Origin of the sequence: Pelagimonas sp., from assembly GCF_050633425.1 — a bacterium.
GTDB lineage: Bacteria > Pseudomonadota > Alphaproteobacteria > Rhodobacterales > Rhodobacteraceae > Pelagimonas.
In genome coordinates, this window is sequence record NZ_JBOEGM010000027.1 from 1 (window position 1) to 16,145 (window position 16,145).

Sequence of the window (16,145 nt, forward strand, 5' to 3'; positions counted from 1 at the left end):
CCCCCAGCCGGAACAGACCCCTCTTGGCTTAAGCGTAGGGTCAATGGAGATTTACAGAAGCGGTGGCAAGAAAGGAAAACTGCGGACCACGACCGCCGGGGGGACTCATATCCCCTGCTCTACTACGCGGACTTCATGGACCTTGCCGACATCATCTGCCAGCGGCAGAACTGGAACGATGCCTTCCAGAGGTTCTTCCAATCAAAGCCCGATTTTCAGGCGTCGATGCAGCGGCTCGCTCCGGTGCGAAATAATATCGGCCACAACAGACCTTTGGTTAGGGCGGACCAGATCACCCTTCTCGCGGAAGGCTATCGCATTCTGAATGCGTTAGGCGTTCGCATGTGATCCTGAGAAAATATTGCGCAAAGCTTTATGCAGCTTCGGCCCCTTGGGCGAGCTTGGCACCAGCACCGAAGCAAATCCTAGGATCGACGGATCGGGGTAGGTTTTGACTCTCTGCGGATAATACCATCCCTGACAATCTTTGTTGTCCTTACCAGGTCGACCCCATTCATCGCGGCTTCGAAATGGACCTTGTTCAGTTCGTTTTCATCGCCCCCAAAACAACGATGCATTGCGTCAAGAATCCCAACGTCAATGATGTTCTGCGGACGTGGAGTTGGATTGTTCCGAGGACTCGGGATCGTGCCAGGAAAGAGATAGATGCATGGCGGCGGTAGCCTATATGGTCCCACTTCAGTAATGCGGTCTTCTCTACCTGTGATCTTCGGGCAGACGCGTGCCGCGGTTCCGCACAACCAATCCCAGACTACCAAGCCGTCCACCCGCTTTTCTTCGGCAATAATATCGGCAGAGAAGCGAGTGTGGATGCCAGACCAGACGTTGTGTCTAGGATCGGCGCCTTTATTCTGGCAGACGCTCCACACGATGAACTCGTTTGCATGAGGTGGTCGAGCAGAGATGTTTGTGTTGTTTCCGTCCAGGCAGCCCTTCAGCTCGATGGCCGCAATTTTTCCATCGTTCAGCGTAACCGAGTAGTCATGTCTATTGGAGCCGCCGGCTTCGATCCATTCTTGAATGAAACCACGATCCTGCATGTGATTCAGGATGTGCTTCACGAAGGTCTTCTTTTCCCCCATGGACGCAGAGATTTGCCCTCGGACTCGCTGAATTGAACCTTCAAATATCCCGCTATCGTAGAAGTCTTGCTCGCTCATCCCAAAGGGATCCAAACGATGTGCTTGCGTCTTCAAGACCTCTGAGAATTGCTCGATGCGCTCTGTAAGTTGAGGGTCTTTCTGACACGGTATCTCGTCGTTCATTTTGCCTTCGCTGTGGGCGCCTTTTCTAGTGATTCTGAGGCGCGCGCGCCCTTAACTACCGGTTCCAAAATATGTTTTGCAATGTATCGCACAACTGGAACAGCAACGCCATCACCAGTCAAATGGTAGGCTTCGTTGTATGCCTGTGGCAGCTCATAACTGTCTGGCAAGCCCATCAATCGGGCCGTCTCGCGGGTGGAGATCAGGCGTGAACGGATACGCTCGCCATCCACCACAAGAATGAGCTGGCGAGACGAGCCACCTGCCGGTGTTCTTAAGCAGCCTGCAACGTCATCGAAGCGAACCTCAGCGCGTTGAACCTTGATGCCATGGTGATAGCGCGTGCGTTTATAGACACCACCGACCATAATCACACCAGCAGCTTTAGCGGTCTCGACTTTGGCGAGATTCACGTCGCTCATCATGGACAACAACGCCCGCGTCTCAGCCGCTGTATGCCATTTCACTGATGCGGGTTTTGCCTCGATTACATCAGCAAAACGCATCTCGCGCTTTGGAGGCTTCGGCATATGCCACCATAGCCAAGATTCCTTTAGATGTTCCGGGAGCTGGCTATATGCTTTCTTCAACGCAGCCGTGTGCCACGGTGCTATCGGCCCCGCACCCGTCTTCAATGGCTCCACGCTCTTCTCGATAGCGATCACAAACAGCCTTGGCCGGGATTGCGGGACGAAATGTGAGGCGTCGGCGATGAACGCGCCATACCGATAGCCGAGGTTGTCCAGCGCTTCGCAGATGGCGGTGAAATCCGCGCCCTTATGTGAGGTCAGAGTTCCGACGACATTCTCAACCGCAATCACAGTTGGGGCGCGCCCCGCTATCTTCAGTTCTTCGAGCTGCGCAATGAAAGGCCAGAAGGTCCCCGAGCGGTCGCCGCGTAGCCCTGCCCCACCACCCGCTAGAGAAAGGTCTTGGCAGGGAAATGAACCCCACACGAGGTCAGCGTGTCCGGGAAGATCATCAAGACCAATGTTGCGGATGTCGTCCACGATCATCTCGCCATCGCCCCAGTTGTTCTTGTAAGTTACGCCCTTCTTCCGGTCGAAGTCGTTGGCGAACTCGCACTTCCAGCTCTCTCCCAGTCCGGCTCGCGCCATACCTCCGCCAGCAAAGAATTCGTAGAATTTAAACATTAGATTCCCTGTATTGCTGACGGGGTAAGTCCGTGTTTTCTCATTTTGTTCTCATCTAGCACATGACCTCTTTCGAGGCCATGAATCTGTTCAAAGCCCTGATAAATCAGAGTTTACTCTTGTATATGGACCACATCTCTTCAATTAGCTGACCTTGCGTGATTCCGAGACGTTCGGCTTCGGCAGCGATTTCCTGTCCCACCATAGGGAAAACCTTTGGATGCAGTTGATGGGTTCGCGGGCTGGGTTTTCGCCCTGGCTTCTTGCGGGGTGTCCGGTCGAGAAACCCCCTCGCCTCTCCAACTTCGTCCACACGTCTGACATCTTCAACGGTCGTCCCTTTCGGGCGGGCCTTAAGCCCCGCAAGCCTATTTGAGCCGTTCATAAACCGCCTCCGTGAACGCCTGAGCGTTTGCCAACGCTTTATCTACCTTGCCACCTGTGACCATCTCGGGGTCATTCATCATCGCTGTCAGATCGCCCCCATAGGCAAACAGCTCCGAGAACGCTGCGCGCGCGACCAAGGACGGTTCGATCACGTCGATCCCTGCCCCACTGAGCTGTTCTTCCAGCTCCTTCTGGACGCGGCTTTTGACTGCTGCGCTGGTCTTGGTCAGCACCACAGCATGCCGGATTGTTCGCCCAAGCGCTTCTTCCTCTTCGCGAACCAACGCCAGTGCTTCGGAGCCGATCTCTGCGTCGAGCGCTGTCGGCTGCATCGGGACGATCACCAAATCCGCCTGGGAGATGGCACGGCTGACGAGCTGGGACGCAACGCCTTCCAGGTCCACAATGACGATCTTGCCGTCACCGTCTGCGTTCCGGATTGTCGGAACGATCTCTGAACGACCAACGTCGCTCTTCAGGGTCACACCGGACGGTGCGCCATGCGATGCCCACCGGGTAAGAGACTTGTTCGGGTCACAGTCAAGTACCGTGACATCCGCGCCCATGCGGGCGAACTCAGACGCCAGAAGAACGGCGCATGTTGATTTTCCAACCCCGCCTTTGGGGCTTGCCATTACGATAACGGGCATTGCTCGATCCTGCCGCTTTGTTGTTACCGGTTTTATATCTCACACCGGAATTAAATCCAATACCTGAATTAAATCTCTTACCGGTTTTATTTCCATAACCGGTTTTTAATCTCAGGGCCTGCCTCGCTTCTCAAACCACTTTCGGCAGAACCCGATGAAAGCCCGGTCGGCATTGCGGGGCGACTCAACACACCAGTCGCGCCATTCACGTTCCAGGAAACGAACGTCCCAACCAGGCGCGGCATGGCGGGCTTCTTCGTAGGTGTCGGACTGCAGGGGTGGAATACTGCCTTCAACAAGCTGGGCGGGAGACATCGTGCCGCGATTGGTGAACACCACCATGTCGGCTTCATCCTCAAAGGTTACGTGGTAATCCGGCAAATGGTCATGCTCTGCGAGTTGCCGGATCATCTGCCGAAAGCGCTTCTGTGGGCTTTGCGACCCGGTCTTAAGCAGCAACTTTGCCAACGTGATGCGCCAGGTTTTCTGCTGCCCGCAATGCTTCCGTGCGATCTCGTACACCCGTCTTTCAATGGGCTTGCGCAGGCGGAAGTAGTCCCGGTGGAGAGTGAGTACCTCTTCGTTCCGGATTGCGTTGAAAACCCAGTCTGACAGCTTCACTTCGCACCATAAGAGACGCCCGTCCAAACCGTGCTTTCGGCGGATTGAGGACGCGTCGATCAGGCCAAAGCCATCGACTTGCTCTTCATCGCCAGTGACAATGTTTGTCCTGATCCGCGTCCCTTCGAGGCGATCAAGGGCATCGAGCAGAGACTGGTATTCCCGGCCACTTGTACCCCGGTTGGTGAAGATCAGCAGCTCTCTGGAGTTAATCCGGACACGGGGCGAAACGGCTTTTCCCTCCTTCAGCTTCGCCATGATCTGACTGATACAGTAGATCAGAATGTCCTTGTCGTAGATCGTCGCCAGCCCCTTCACGCTTGGCGTGATCTGAAGCCACTTATCGCCATTCTCATAGCGCTTGACCGTCGTCTCCGGCTTCTTTGAAAGTGAATAGAACGGGTGCTCCATATGCTGCATCACGTCCTTCAGGACAGCGTCAGCAACATCACAGATGAACAGATCATGCTGCGGATGACGATCCGGCAGGAGCGGGGCGAGAGCATTCGTGTTATCAGTTACCATGAGTCGACATTCGTGGTTTTAGTTACCACAGTCAAGATTCGTGTTATCAGTTACCAGAAGCAGGATTTCAGTTACCCAGATTCGTGTTATCAGTTACCGGGCAGATAGAAAATTGATTTCTTTTCAAGCATCTACGAAGAACTTTCAGGCCCGTAACACAGATTCTAACACATATATAACACCCAGCATCTCAAACAGAGCCGACCACCATTAGCGCTTCACCGCTCACCGTTGGTAAAACACACAAGCATCGACACCCGTGGTTGTCGTGGTCCAGGACGCTCCAAGGACAGCGCACATGGAAGCGTTGCTGGCTAAGAAACGAGGAAGCGTCACCGTCAGAACAAGAGCCAGAACGACAGCACCCAGACCAAACCATGGAAGACGGCTCTTGAAGCGCTCCAGCTTCTGTTCCCGTTCCCAGAGCTGGCGCATCGTGTCCGACCTGGCATCCTCAGCTTTCCTGAGAACTTCCTGGGTATGGTTGGACGCCCGGAGAAGATCACCAGCCATCTGTCCGACGCGGTCCAAGGTATCGCCGATCCTGCCGTCGATGGTCGCGCCGACAATCTCGCCATAGTGTTCCGGGTCCGTCTGCTTTTGAGCGGCGAAGGCGGCAGAGCGGGCTTCCGTCGCCGTCTTGTTCACGCGGTCGAGCACCCGTGTCTGATCATCCACCCGATCCGAGATACTGGCGACAGCCGTGGCAAGAAGATCGAGCGTTTCGCGCAGATCATCGTCAGAAAGCGGGGCAGGGGAGGCAGGCGTGTCAGACATGGCGAATTGCTTTCGGGTTATTGGGCTTCAGGCGTGAACAGCCCGGCAAATTCAGGATCAGCGTAGTAACGCAGCTTTTGCGCGACGGCTGTGGCCTGTCCCTGGACGCGCAGGAGCTGACGATCTGGCGGAAGCTGCATGATTTCATCGGGGGTCAGCAGATCACGGCCCGTGAGGTTGTTCGAGAAGCTGGGGCCATCACCCGGTTTGAAACTGTCGGTCTGGAACCCGGCAGTTTCCTGGCCGATCATCTGACTCAGCCATTTCGCAGTCTCGAAATCATTCACCCCAAAGACCTGTTGCACCCCGGCATTGGCAATGAAGGTGCCTGCGCGTTCACCATAGAGGTCCTTGAGCTGGCTCATGTCCTGCAGGATCGGCCAGAGTTGTAGCCCGTAGCCTGCCATCAGACCCATAGCACGCTCCACGGCCTCCAGACGGCCCAGAGCGGCGAATTCATCGAGGAGGAAGAGGGCAGGCCCCAACGTGGGGTTCGAGGCCCTGAGGCGCTCGGAATGGCCCTCTGAGGCGTTCTGTGGCCCTGCCAGTGTCGCGGACACCTCAGCGTCCCGTGCGATGTCCTGAAGGGCCTGAGAGACCAGCAGGCGCAGCCAGCGGCTGTAGGCGTCCATCCTGTTGGGTGGCAGGACAAGAAACACCGAGGTGATCCGGTGGCGCAGATCGGAGAAAGCGAAGTCCGACCGCGCCAGGCACCGGGCGATCCGTGGGCTGTCCAGGAAATGGGTGTGCCGTTGCGCGTTCGACAGGACCGAAGCCGCTTCCCGATCCGCCTTGCCGAGGAAGCGGTTGGCGGCGCGGGCGATCAGCCCGCCCGCTTCGTCGCTGTCCTGCATCAGCTCCAGCAGCGCCTTCAGCCGATCCGGGGGCAGGGTGAGATATTCCCGGACAGTGGCGAGGGACCGCCGTTCGCGGTCCTCGTGGCAGACGCAGAACATGATCAACCCGCCGAGGATGGCCTTGGCCTCCTCGTTCCAGTGCGCCTCCGTCACCTGTCCCGGCGGGTCCATCACCAGCGCCTCTGTCAGGGAGGCTGCATCCTCGCCCAGATCGAGGCTGTCCGGGGTCAGCCTGTCGAGCGGGTTGTAGGCGGAAGAGGGATGGCCGCTGACTTCGAAGGGATCGAGGACATGGACCGTGCCGAAGCGCCGCCGGGCCTCGCCCGCGATCCGCGCGTTCTCGCCCTTGGGGTCGATGACCAGAACCGAGCGTTCCGCCGCCAGCAGGTTCGGGATCACGGTGCCGACACCTTTCCCGGCCCGTGTCGGGGCGAGGGTGATCAGATGGGCCGGGCCGTCATAGCGCAAGAGCCGCCCTGTATGCGGATTGCGTCCGATCAGAAGTCCGACATCGTCTTGCCCTTTGCTCCGCTCCAGCTTCTTCAACTCCTTGCGGTTGGCAAACCGCGCCGAGCCGTGGCTGTCACCGGTCAGCCCGAAGTAAGCATCCGCCCCGGAGGACATGCGCCAATATTGGAACCCGAAGACGGCGCCCACGAACATGAACGGACCGAAGACCAGCCATTGCCAGGCGCTTTCGCCGGGCGTCTGATCGAAGAAGGCGAAGATGAACGGCGTGGCCACAAGTGTTCCGAGCATCGCCCCAAACAGGACAGCGCCGACCATCCAGCCCAACAGAATGGGCGTGAAGATCAACCGACCGAAGAAGCGGAACAGACCCCCGAAGACGAGCATCACGCTCCGCATCAGGTTGCACCGTCATCGCTTGGGGCAGGGGAGGGAGCGTCCCACTCCGCAAAGGCTTTGCGATCCTGTTCGCGGGAGAGGTTACGGATCAGCCGGTCGAGCATAGCGGCAGCATTGGAATCCCGTTCCGCCAGGTCCATCAGCGCCCCGCCCAGGATCACCTTGCGCCTGGTATCCAGCTTGCGCTGTCTGGTGGCTTCCCGGTTCTTCAGAGCCTGCAGGCGGGCCTTGGCCTGGGCGTAGCGTTTCTCGGCACGTTCAAGCTCAGTTTCGGCCAATTTGGGAATCCACTTCAAAGAGGGCAGGTGTAAAGGTTGGGCTTGCCACAACTAGCGATAGCGCTTACCCGTAGGCCTGTAAAGGACAAGGGCGCACTTATGCAAACTCTCCACCTGCGGTTTCGAGATTTGCGTGCGATCTCCTTGAGGCAGGGCCTCAGCCGATGGCGAACTCCGTCCGACGCAATGCGCGCCGGAATGGGAGGTGCCTTCGCCCTCCCAAACCCTCCAGAACCAACCTGCGCGGTTGGATGGCGTCCCGCATCGCGACACCCTGACGGCAACCCGTGCCTCGTGACCGGGGCTGGAGTGCCGGGGGTGTCGCGCCTGCGGGCTGCGCGGAATGACAGTCGCGGGCCTGTCTTTCCTTACCGGGTTTGCCCCCGGCAAACCGCCATTGATCTGTCCCCACATCCCGCCCCCCATGAGGCTGGGGATTTGGGGGCAGATCATTGGCAAGCCCGCGCCTCAGAGGTGCTGTGCACCCCTTCAGCCGGGCTGTCTTTTCCCCTCCGGCCCCAGCGTTGTGGGGCGCGGGCCTCCGGTGAAAAGACGGCTGACCCGGTGGCCCACGTCAGGGCATGGGCCGGGGTCAGCAGCGGCACTCACCGGCGGCGTTTCCGTCTCCATCGGGGTGGGTGCTGATGGCCAGCTACCACCTCTCCGTGAAGACGATCAAACGCAGCGCCGGGCGCTCCGCCACGGCGGCAGCCGCCTACCGTGTCGGCGAACGCATCGAGTGCCAGCGCGAAGGCCGCGTCCACGATTACACCCGCAAGCAGGGCATCGAGGAAACCTTCATCGTCGCCCCCGAGAATGCCCCGGCCTGGGCGCAGGACCGGTCACGTCTCTGGAACGAAGTCGAAGCCAGCGAGACCCGTCGCAACTCCGTCACCGCCCGCGAATGGGAACTGGCCCTGCCGTCCGAGATCAGCGCCGAGGACCGGTCACAGATCACCCGCGACTTCGCTCAGGAGCTGGTCAGCCGCTACGGCGTGGCCGTCGATGTTGCAATCCATGCCCCGCACCGCGAAGGCGATCAGAGAAACCATCACGCTCACGTCCTAACCTCTACTCGCAAGCTGGAGGCCGAAGGCTTCACCGCCAAAACCCGCGTGCTCGATTCCGCGAAGACCGGCGGCGTCGAAATTGAGCAGATGCGCGGTGTCTGGGCCGAGTTGCAGAACCGGGCGCTGGAGCGGGCCGGGGAGGTGGAGCGCGTCGATCACCGGTCGCTCGACGCGCAGCGCGAGGCGGCGCTGGAGCGCGGTGACGCCCTTTCCGCCGAGGAGCTGGACCGTGACCCGGAGCTGAAGCTGGGACCGGCGGCCAATTCCATGGAGCGCCGGGCCAAGGCGATGGCCGAGCGGGAGGGCCGTGAATACAAACCTGTCACCGAGCGCGGCGCTGTTGTCCATGCTGCCCGTCAGGCGCGCGCTGCATTCCGCGAAATGCGCGAGCGGCTGGACATCGCGCGGGAGACCTATGGGGCCGAACGAGACGCAGGGCAGGGGCGTGTGTCTGCCGGTCTTGCCGCGCTCAGGGCGGCGGCCGCGAAGGAGCGCGGCGCACGAGCCGGGCCGGAGGATATACGCGAGAGGTTGGCGCGTGTCGTGGGCCGGTCACGGGACCAGGATGACACGCCGAAACCAGAAGGCCGCAATTATGCGCGAGAGCGGCTGAAGGAGATCATGGAAAAGGACGCAGGCCGTGATAGCCAAGCGGCGGTTCACAGGCTGGACGGTCACAGCGATCCGGAGCTTGGCGAGGACATCGGGCGCGAGGCGCGTAAGCCGTCCGTGAACGAGCGGCTGAAGGACGTGCTGAACAAGCCGCGCGAAAAACTGGAGATTGAGGACGAGCGTGATCAGGAAAAGGATCAGGAGGTCGAGAACGAGCGCGAAATTGATCGGGAGATAGACCGTGACCCCGGCCTCAGTCACTGATGTAAATGGAACATGAAAAAGGAGACCGATTTGAGGAATGAGATTTTTAACGTGGGGGAGACGATCCTGCTCGACGGTGAGCCACTGAATCTGGTCACGCCCGCAGGTGTCGAGGCCTGGATCGAGAAAGGCGTGAAGCATAGCTACCGCTATGACCAGGTGCGAGACCCGCTCGACGGTCAGATGAAATATCGCTGTCTCTATAAAAAAGATGGAACGGATGTACCGTTCGTGCTGGTCAGCGATCCTGATACCGATGACGGGCGGGTGATCCTGTTCGACCAGAAGCCGGAAATGCCGTCCCTGGGTCTGTGACAAGTGCCGTCGCGCTACACGGGTATCCACGAGGTCGGAAGCGGTCTGCCTTCTGTCTTCGACGGGATAGAGGCGGTGTGTTTCGACGCCTTCGGAACGCTGGTTGAGATCACTGACAAACAGCAGGCGTTTCGCCCGCTGTTCAAGGCTCTAACACCTGACAAGCGGCGTGAGCTGAAACACCGGCTCATGCGGGAAGACAGAGCGTTCACGGATTGGCCTGAGGCGCTTGGCGCTGAAATTGACCCTCGCGAGCTTCTTGAGGTGATGGAGCGGATGATGGTCGAAACCGGCTCTATCGCCCTTCGCCCCGGCATGGCGGAAATCTGGGCGCGGTTGCGCAGCGAGCGGCTGCGCTTGGCGCTCTGTTCCAATCTCGCCAGCGACTACGTGACAGCCTTGCGAAGCGCATTGCCTGACGCGCCAGATGTTGAGGCGCTGTCCTGCAAGATTGGAGCGATCAAGCCGGAGCCTGCGATCTACGCGAAGGTGCTGGACGGGTTGCAGGTCGAGGTGGGCCGGGTGCTGTTTGTCGGAGATACGCGGCGCGCCGATATTGTGGGACCACGCGCAGCAGGCATGAAGGCCATTCATGTGGACGAGCTGGTTAGGGTGATGTTTCCGAGCTGATTTTCATCTTCCCGAAAACATCCTCGGGGGGAATGCCCGCAGGGCAGGGGGCAGACAGCCCCCGCATGTAGAGGGGGAGCGTTTGAAAAGTCGGTCTCGATTACCCTGCTATGGGGCGCTGCTTTGGTTGTGGAATCGCGCCAACCCGTAAGTGATGAGCCGGTCGATCAGTTCCGGCCCGGCAACCCCGCTCGCCTCCATCGCCTTTGGATACATGCTGATGTCTGTGAAACCCGGTGTGGTGTTCAGCTCGTTCACGACCAGTCCGCCATCTTCCTTGAGGAAGAAATCGACGCGAGCCATTCCATCGCATCCGACTGCCCGAAACGCATGGGCAGCCATCGACCGGATAGACGCTTCCTTGTCATCGGAAAGATCGGCCGGAACATTCAGTTTGGCCCCGTCCGGGTCAGAATATTTCGCATCGTAGGTGTAGAACCCATGAGCGGCGGAAGGAACGATTTCACCCGGCCGTGAGACGAACAGCGAGCCATCCGCCTCTTCAAGAACAGCGCATTCAATCTCGCGGCCTGCAATATATTCCTCCGCAAGCACCCGCTGATCGAGTTCGAAGCAGGTCGTCAACATGGCCCGATATTCTTCATCGCTTGCGACCTTCCCGACGCCGACCGACGATCCTTGTGTGACGGGCTTCAGGAAGAACGGAGTGCCCAGCTCTCCCTCAATCTCCTCGAAGGGTGTCGGGTCGTCCCGAGAAAGGGTCACGGATCGAGCAACCGGCATTCCGGCCTCACTCAAAAGCCGCTTGGCGATCTCCTTGTCCAGTGCATTTGCCGAACCCAGGATGCCGCAGCCCACCAGCGGAACGCACGCGGTGACGACCGCTCCTTGTATCGAGCCGTCTTCACCCCATTGGCCGTGCAACACCGGAAAGATCGCATCGACAGGGGCCAGTTTCCCGACACGTCCGTCTGCCGACAGGTAAACCAGATGCCCACGCCCACCCGGTATGGGAACGACACAAGACCCGTATGTCGGCCTTGAGGGTGTGCCCTCTGCAAGATCGCTGAGCCGCCAACGACCGTCCCTACCGACATAAACCGGAACCGCGTCATACTTTTCGCGCTCAAGCGCGGAAAGAACGTTGGTCGCGGAATGGATGGAGACCTCGTGCTCGTCCGACCGCCCGCCGAACAGCACCATGATGCGCAGTCGTTTTTTATTCTGAGTGTCTGTCATTGCGCTACCCAGCATCGAGGGCGGTGATCGACGGGGCGACCCCTCGTTTCCACGTCAGCACGATGATGACCGTGATCGCGAGCTGGACCGCTCCGAACACCACCATCGCCGGAAGAAGGCCAAGCATGTCAGCCAGCGCGCCGCTGGCGATTACCGGCAGTGAGAACCCGAAATACGCATAGACGAACAGACCTGCCGTCGCCCGCGCCCGGTCGTTCGGCGCACGCAAGGAAACTTCCGCCAATGAGGCGAGATAGGTGAATCCGTAGCTGGCCGCGCTGGTGATGCAGGTGCCGACGAGAACGAATGCCAGAACCTTCAACCAGACACCGGCCAGAAGGACGAGAAAGCCGAGTGGGATCAAAACGAAGCCGAGGGCGAGTGCGCTGTTGTTTGTCATGCGTCGGGCAATCGGTTGGCAAAGGAAACCCACGAAGATTGCTAGAAAGATGACAAGTCCCGTCCATCCGCCGAGATTGTTTGCGGCCAGTTCCAGCGGGACGACAGCGATTGTCATGCCGGTTGTGGACCAGGCCAACGCCATCGCGGCTCCGAACATCCATGTGCCGGAAGGGAAGACCGGCAGACGCAGCAGCGAGACTGGCCGGGGTTTGTCGATCCGGGGCAGTCCGAAGGCAAGCGCGGCGAGGATCGGAGCCGCTATGAACAACACGATGTAGCTGGCGGGCAGAAGCGTCGGCCCTTGCACGCCAAGGCTGATACCGGTTGCCAGCGCACCGCCACCGAAGCCGAGCGACGTGGCGGAGGTGACGATGAGGGCGGCATTCTTGGCGCGGTCCGCGCCAAGAATTTCCGTCATGTAGGCCGTTCCGGCAGTCGTGGCGAGACCGGTCCCGATTCCAAGCAGGAAGCGCGCGATCACCAGGCTGGTCCAGCTTGGTACCTGCACTAGGAGCGCCGTCGCAACGGCTCCGAGGATCAACGCAAGTGCAATCGGAATCCGCCGCCCGATCCGGTCTGAAAGCCCCCCGAGCAACAACAGAGTTGGCATCAGTCCGCCGACATAGGCTGCGAATGCAACTGTCACGGCCGTCGCGCCGACATCGCTTTCGGCTGCATAGGCATCATAGAGCGGAGCCTGAAGATTCACCGCGAACGTGACTGTGAACAGCCCGAGTGCGAGTAGTGAAACCGGGATCAATTTGGGCATGGACCGGACCTCGAAGGTTGACTTGGGACCGGAATGCCACGATGACTAATACATGACAATTTATATATTGTAATAGATACAGTTGGCTGATGAAGAAACCCCGATACCTGCGTCTTGCTGACACCCTGTCCGCCGCGATCCGCGAGGGAAGGCTGGCACCGGGAACAAAACTGCCGACACACCGCGCATTTGCAGAGCAGTGCAATGTCGCCCTGGCAACGGCGACCCGCATCTACAAGGAGCTTGAGCGGCGGGGGGAGGTTGTCGGTGAAGCAGGACGTGGCACATTTGTGCGCGATCTTGGTTTGCCGCCGACGCTTGGCGTTCATCAGACCGACGCGGAGGGTCTGATCGACCTTGTTTTCAACATGCCCGGTGACGCTGGTGACGCCGAGATACTCAGGGCAGGGTTGCGGCGGCTATCGACCGCTGGCGATCTTGAGGCGATGTTGCGTTACCAGCCACACGGAGGGCGCACGCACGAACGCCGGATCATTGCCGACAGCCTTGCGCAAACTCTGGGTCCGATCGCCCCGGACAATCTGCTGATCACATCTGGCGGTCAGCATGGCCTCGCAACCATCGCCTTCGGTCTTTTTGAGAGAGGCGAAGCCATCGCCGCCGACACTTTGACCTATCCCGGCTTCAAGTCGGTTGCGGCGCTTCAGGGGTTGGACCTCATTCCGGTGGAGGGGCCGGGCGGCGTCATGGACCCGGACGCGCTGGACAGACAATGCCACGCGCGCAGGCTGCGGGCGGTCTACCTTATGCCTACAGTCCACAATCCCTTGGGATCAGTGATGGACGAGGCCACGCGGGAGCGCATCGTCGAAGTGGCACGGGTGCATGACCTGCTGATCATCGAGGACGCCGCCTACGCTTTTCTCGAAACCGATCCGCCGCCGGGCTTCATCGAACTCGCACCAGAACGAACGATCCATGTCGGAGGGTTTTCCAAGAGCCTGGCGACCGGGCTGCGCCTTGGCTATCTTGTGACTCCACCACAGCACGTTCCCCAAATTCTTGAAGCGATCAGGGCAACGACCTGGAATGCCCCCGCGCTGATTTCCGGGCTTGTCACGGGCTGGGTTGAGGATGGCACACTGGCCAAATCCGAAGAAGGCCGCAGGCAAGACGGAGCGGAGCGCCAGCGCCTTTGCCAAGCCATCTTACGTGATCTAACGGTCAGCGCACACCCCAATGCCGGTTTTGCATGGGTTTGGCTCGAAAGGGGGATGCGCGCCGAACCGATTGTCGTGGCGTTGAAAGAGCGCGGGATTTCAGCATCTGGTGCCGAGCCATTCGCGACAACGACCGCGGTTCCTCAAGCCTTGCGATTGGCGTTCGGCGGTATCCAAAAGAGCGAGCTGAAGGGCGTTTTTGAGACGGTTAATCAAACGATTCAGAGCGAGCGGCTAAGCAGGTAACATGGCGTATCTATGCTGTGAGGATAGTTGATGCGAAACATCCGCCGATGAAGGATTGCATGACATGCTTCCCTGCGATTTTTGGGCAAAAAGTGTAACGGGGAGTTCGACACGATTCTACATGGTTCTACGTTTCAGTAGAACACATTGTATCTGAAAAGAACGAGGTCGAGTATCTGGTAATACCTTCACTCGCTGACGCCGACTTCGTTCAGGTAGGGCCAACAGTCTTGCTGTAATTTGTGCAGACTAACCAGACGCGCGATTAGACGGCAAATTGCAAGGACACTTCAGTCGACAGCAAACGGCCCTTTCACGAACATGTGGCGAAAACGACCGTTTTTGCGACAGTCTCCAGCCCGCAGCCAAGCTGTTGATCTTCCTTGTTCTGGACTGACGCAAAAACCTCGTGCAAAAAGATTCCATGAAAAAGATAGGCTATGCCAGAGTTTCTTCCGCCGAGCAGAACCTTGATCTACAAGTCGAGGCACTTGCCGAGGCTGGGTGCGATCAGATCATTACTGATCACGGGCAAAGCGGCGCGGCGGCAGCCGAGAGCCGGGCCGGTTTTGCTGAGGCGATGGAGCTTCTGGAGAAAGGTGACCTGCTGGTGGTCTGGAAGCTAGACCGCGTGGGACGGTCGATCGCAGACCTTGTCCATCTGCTGAGGTTATTCGGGGATCGCGGGATTGAATTCCGCAGCCTGACAGACGGGATCGACACAACAACCGCAGGAGGGCGGCTGGTATTTCATATCATGGGCGCCCTGGCTGAATTCGAGCGCGACCTGATCCAGGAACGGACCAAAGCGGGTCTGCGCGCCGCGAAAAAGCGAGGTAAACGCCTTGGCAGACCCCCTGCCCTCACTGATGTCCAGATCGCCCACGCCAAGACGGCCATCCAGGCGAAGCGCGAAACGGTTTCTGGCATGGCCGAGATACTGGGCGTAAACCGCAGCACACTTCAGCGGGCGATAGCGCGTGACGTGGAGGGGGCGGTCTAGTGGCTCGCGAACCATTCGTAAATGATGCCCTGCGTCGGGCGCTGGAACAGGCTGAAAGTCCGCTTCAGAAAGCTCTGCGCCAGATGGAGAACGATCCGGCCGCGCGGGCGCTGAGAGAGTTTGAGCAGTCTCCGGCCTTTCAGGCTGCAAGGATGCTTGAGCAAGCCGAAAGTCCAGCTCAGCGGCTCGTCAGGGAGATGCAGAACGACCCTGTGCGGCAAGCGATAGAGCAGTTTGAACAGTCATCAGCTCGACGTGCGGCTGAGACGCTGAACAGAGCAGACTTTCAAAGGCTGGCGACATCACTGGTCGAAGCCCAGTCGGCGTTCGCGGCATACGCAAACTCTCAGCATTGGGCTGAAACGTCAGCGGCTATCGCCGCCGCCCATAGTGCAATCACACGCCCCGAAACGGTAGATGTGCTTCGACGTATCGACGCTGATTTGAAGGGGCTTGTTACAGTCGCACATCGGGCAGTTGTTCCGTTGGCCGAGCAGTTGCAGAGTTTTTCACTCGCGGCTGCGGCTGCGGTCCAACCTCTTCAGGAACACTTCCAGAAAATGGAGGCATGGCAGACCTCGCTCGCGGAGAGGATGGCGCAGCTCCAGAATCCTTGGGCCATCGAGGACCATCTTGGTGTCTCGATGGTCGGCTTTGCCCGCATTGCTCGTCTGCACGATATTTCCAGTGGAGCGGAGCCGTTCAATCCGGCGGGCCAGGAAGTGTTCGCGGAGGAGCTGGGGGAACCGGTTGCCTTTGATGAGAAGCAGTCCCCGGAAGATCGGGAGACCGCAAGGATTGACGCTGGCATGAATGCCGAGATCGTCGCCTTTCCGCCAGAAGCGTATCCGCATGTTCTGTTTTCGGCGGGGTTTCAATTGCGCGTCGAGGCCGTTGCAACTGTGACGACTGAGAACGGCGACCAGACGGGCCATTTCGACCCACAACACGCAAGTTTTCTTGGTCAGATCGAGAATCGGTTGCGTGACCTTGTTCAGGCCGAGCTGTCCCGCCTGGAGGGGGAGTCTTGGGGGTCTGCTCCGGCTGGGGG

At 59.2% G+C, this 16,145-nt stretch carries 16 protein-coding genes; 7 read left to right on the plus strand and 9 right to left on the minus strand.

What is annotated here, in order from left to right; genetic code table 11:
- The coding region (locus ACRBB0_RS21720; protein WP_431376571.1) for a Swt1 family HEPN domain-containing protein at positions 1-348 on the plus strand (348 nt) is incomplete at its 5' end.
- Between the two features lie 77 nt (positions 349-425).
- Here the strand turns inward: ACRBB0_RS21720 and ACRBB0_RS21725 are convergent.
- From ACRBB0_RS21725 to ACRBB0_RS21755, 7 genes are all read right to left on the minus strand, one after another.
- Positions 426-1,286 carry a hypothetical protein gene (locus tag ACRBB0_RS21725; protein ID WP_431376572.1) on the minus strand — a complete coding sequence of 287 codons (861 nt, stop codon included), beginning with the start codon at positions 1,284-1,286 and terminating at the stop codon, positions 426-428.
- Complete coding sequence (locus ACRBB0_RS21730; RefSeq protein WP_431376573.1) at positions 1,283-2,440, minus strand: DNA cytosine methyltransferase; 1,158 nt, start codon at positions 2,438-2,440, stop codon at positions 1,283-1,285. Before ACRBB0_RS21730 ends, ACRBB0_RS21725 begins: the two co-directional genes overlap by 4 nt.
- A gap of 368 nt (positions 2,441-2,808) precedes the next feature.
- Complete coding sequence (locus ACRBB0_RS21735) at positions 2,809-3,477, minus strand: ParA family protein (RefSeq protein ID WP_431376574.1); 669 nt, start codon at positions 3,475-3,477, stop codon at positions 2,809-2,811.
- A gap of 111 nt (positions 3,478-3,588) precedes the next feature.
- Complete coding sequence (locus ACRBB0_RS21740; protein WP_431376575.1) at positions 3,589-4,623, minus strand: replication initiator protein A; 1,035 nt, start codon at positions 4,621-4,623, stop codon at positions 3,589-3,591.
- Positions 4,624-4,848: 225 nt separating this feature from the next.
- Positions 4,849-5,400 (minus strand): hypothetical protein, encoded by a 552-nt coding sequence (locus tag ACRBB0_RS21745; RefSeq protein WP_431376576.1) that lies wholly within the window; start codon positions 5,398-5,400, stop codon positions 4,849-4,851.
- A 17-nt stretch (positions 5,401-5,417) separates the two neighbouring features.
- On the minus strand, positions 5,418-7,124 hold the full coding sequence (locus ACRBB0_RS21750) for a type IV secretory system conjugative DNA transfer family protein (protein WP_431376577.1): 1,707 nt from the start codon (positions 7,122-7,124) through the stop codon (positions 5,418-5,420).
- Positions 7,124-7,402, minus strand: a complete 279-nt coding sequence (locus tag ACRBB0_RS21755) for a mobilization protein (RefSeq protein ID WP_431376578.1) — start codon at positions 7,400-7,402, stop codon at positions 7,124-7,126. Before ACRBB0_RS21755 ends, ACRBB0_RS21750 begins: the two co-directional genes overlap by 1 nt.
- Positions 7,403-8,046: 644 nt before the next feature.
- On the opposite strand from ACRBB0_RS21755, the gene mobQ reads away from it, so the two are divergent.
- The 3 genes from mobQ to ACRBB0_RS21770 are packed head-to-tail and all read left to right on the plus strand — an operon-like array spanning position 8,047 to position 10,293.
- Complete coding sequence (gene mobQ / locus ACRBB0_RS21760; protein WP_394389644.1) at positions 8,047-9,348, plus strand: MobQ family relaxase; 1,302 nt, start codon at positions 8,047-8,049, stop codon at positions 9,346-9,348.
- A 12-nt stretch (positions 9,349-9,360) separates the two neighbouring features.
- Positions 9,361-9,663: a hypothetical protein gene (locus ACRBB0_RS21765; protein WP_394389647.1), complete on the plus strand. Its 303-nt coding sequence runs from the start codon at positions 9,361-9,363 to the stop codon at positions 9,661-9,663.
- 3 nt (positions 9,664-9,666) lie between these two features.
- Positions 9,667-10,293: an HAD family hydrolase gene (locus tag ACRBB0_RS21770; protein WP_394389650.1), complete on the plus strand. Its 627-nt coding sequence runs from the start codon at positions 9,667-9,669 to the stop codon at positions 10,291-10,293.
- A 108-nt stretch (positions 10,294-10,401) separates the two neighbouring features.
- On the opposite strand, the gene ACRBB0_RS21775 is transcribed toward ACRBB0_RS21770, so the two are convergent.
- Together ACRBB0_RS21775 and ACRBB0_RS21780 are read right to left on the minus strand one after the other, a co-directional pair.
- Positions 10,402-11,493: a D-alanine--D-alanine ligase family protein gene (locus ACRBB0_RS21775; RefSeq protein WP_394389653.1), complete on the minus strand. Its 1,092-nt coding sequence runs from the start codon at positions 11,491-11,493 to the stop codon at positions 10,402-10,404.
- 4 nt (positions 11,494-11,497) lie between these two features.
- The gene (locus tag ACRBB0_RS21780; RefSeq protein ID WP_394389656.1) at positions 11,498-12,664 is read right to left on the minus strand and encodes an MFS transporter; all 1,167 of its coding nucleotides are present in this window, start codon (positions 12,662-12,664) and stop codon (positions 11,498-11,500) included.
- Positions 12,665-12,753: 89 nt separating this feature from the next.
- On the opposite strand from ACRBB0_RS21780, the gene ACRBB0_RS21785 reads away from it, so the two are divergent.
- From ACRBB0_RS21785 to ACRBB0_RS21795, 3 genes are all read left to right on the plus strand, one after another.
- Entirely contained in the window at positions 12,754-14,091 is a 1,338-nt protein-coding gene (locus tag ACRBB0_RS21785; RefSeq protein ID WP_394389658.1) for a PLP-dependent aminotransferase family protein, read from the plus strand.
- Between the two features lie 424 nt (positions 14,092-14,515).
- Positions 14,516-15,094, plus strand: coding sequence for a recombinase family protein (locus tag ACRBB0_RS21790; protein ID WP_431376579.1), 579 nt, complete (start codon positions 14,516-14,518; stop codon positions 15,092-15,094).
- On the plus strand, positions 15,094-16,145 hold a 1,052-nt coding region (locus tag ACRBB0_RS21795; protein ID WP_431376580.1), incomplete at its 3' end, for a hypothetical protein. The genes ACRBB0_RS21790 and ACRBB0_RS21795, both read left to right, overlap by 1 nt.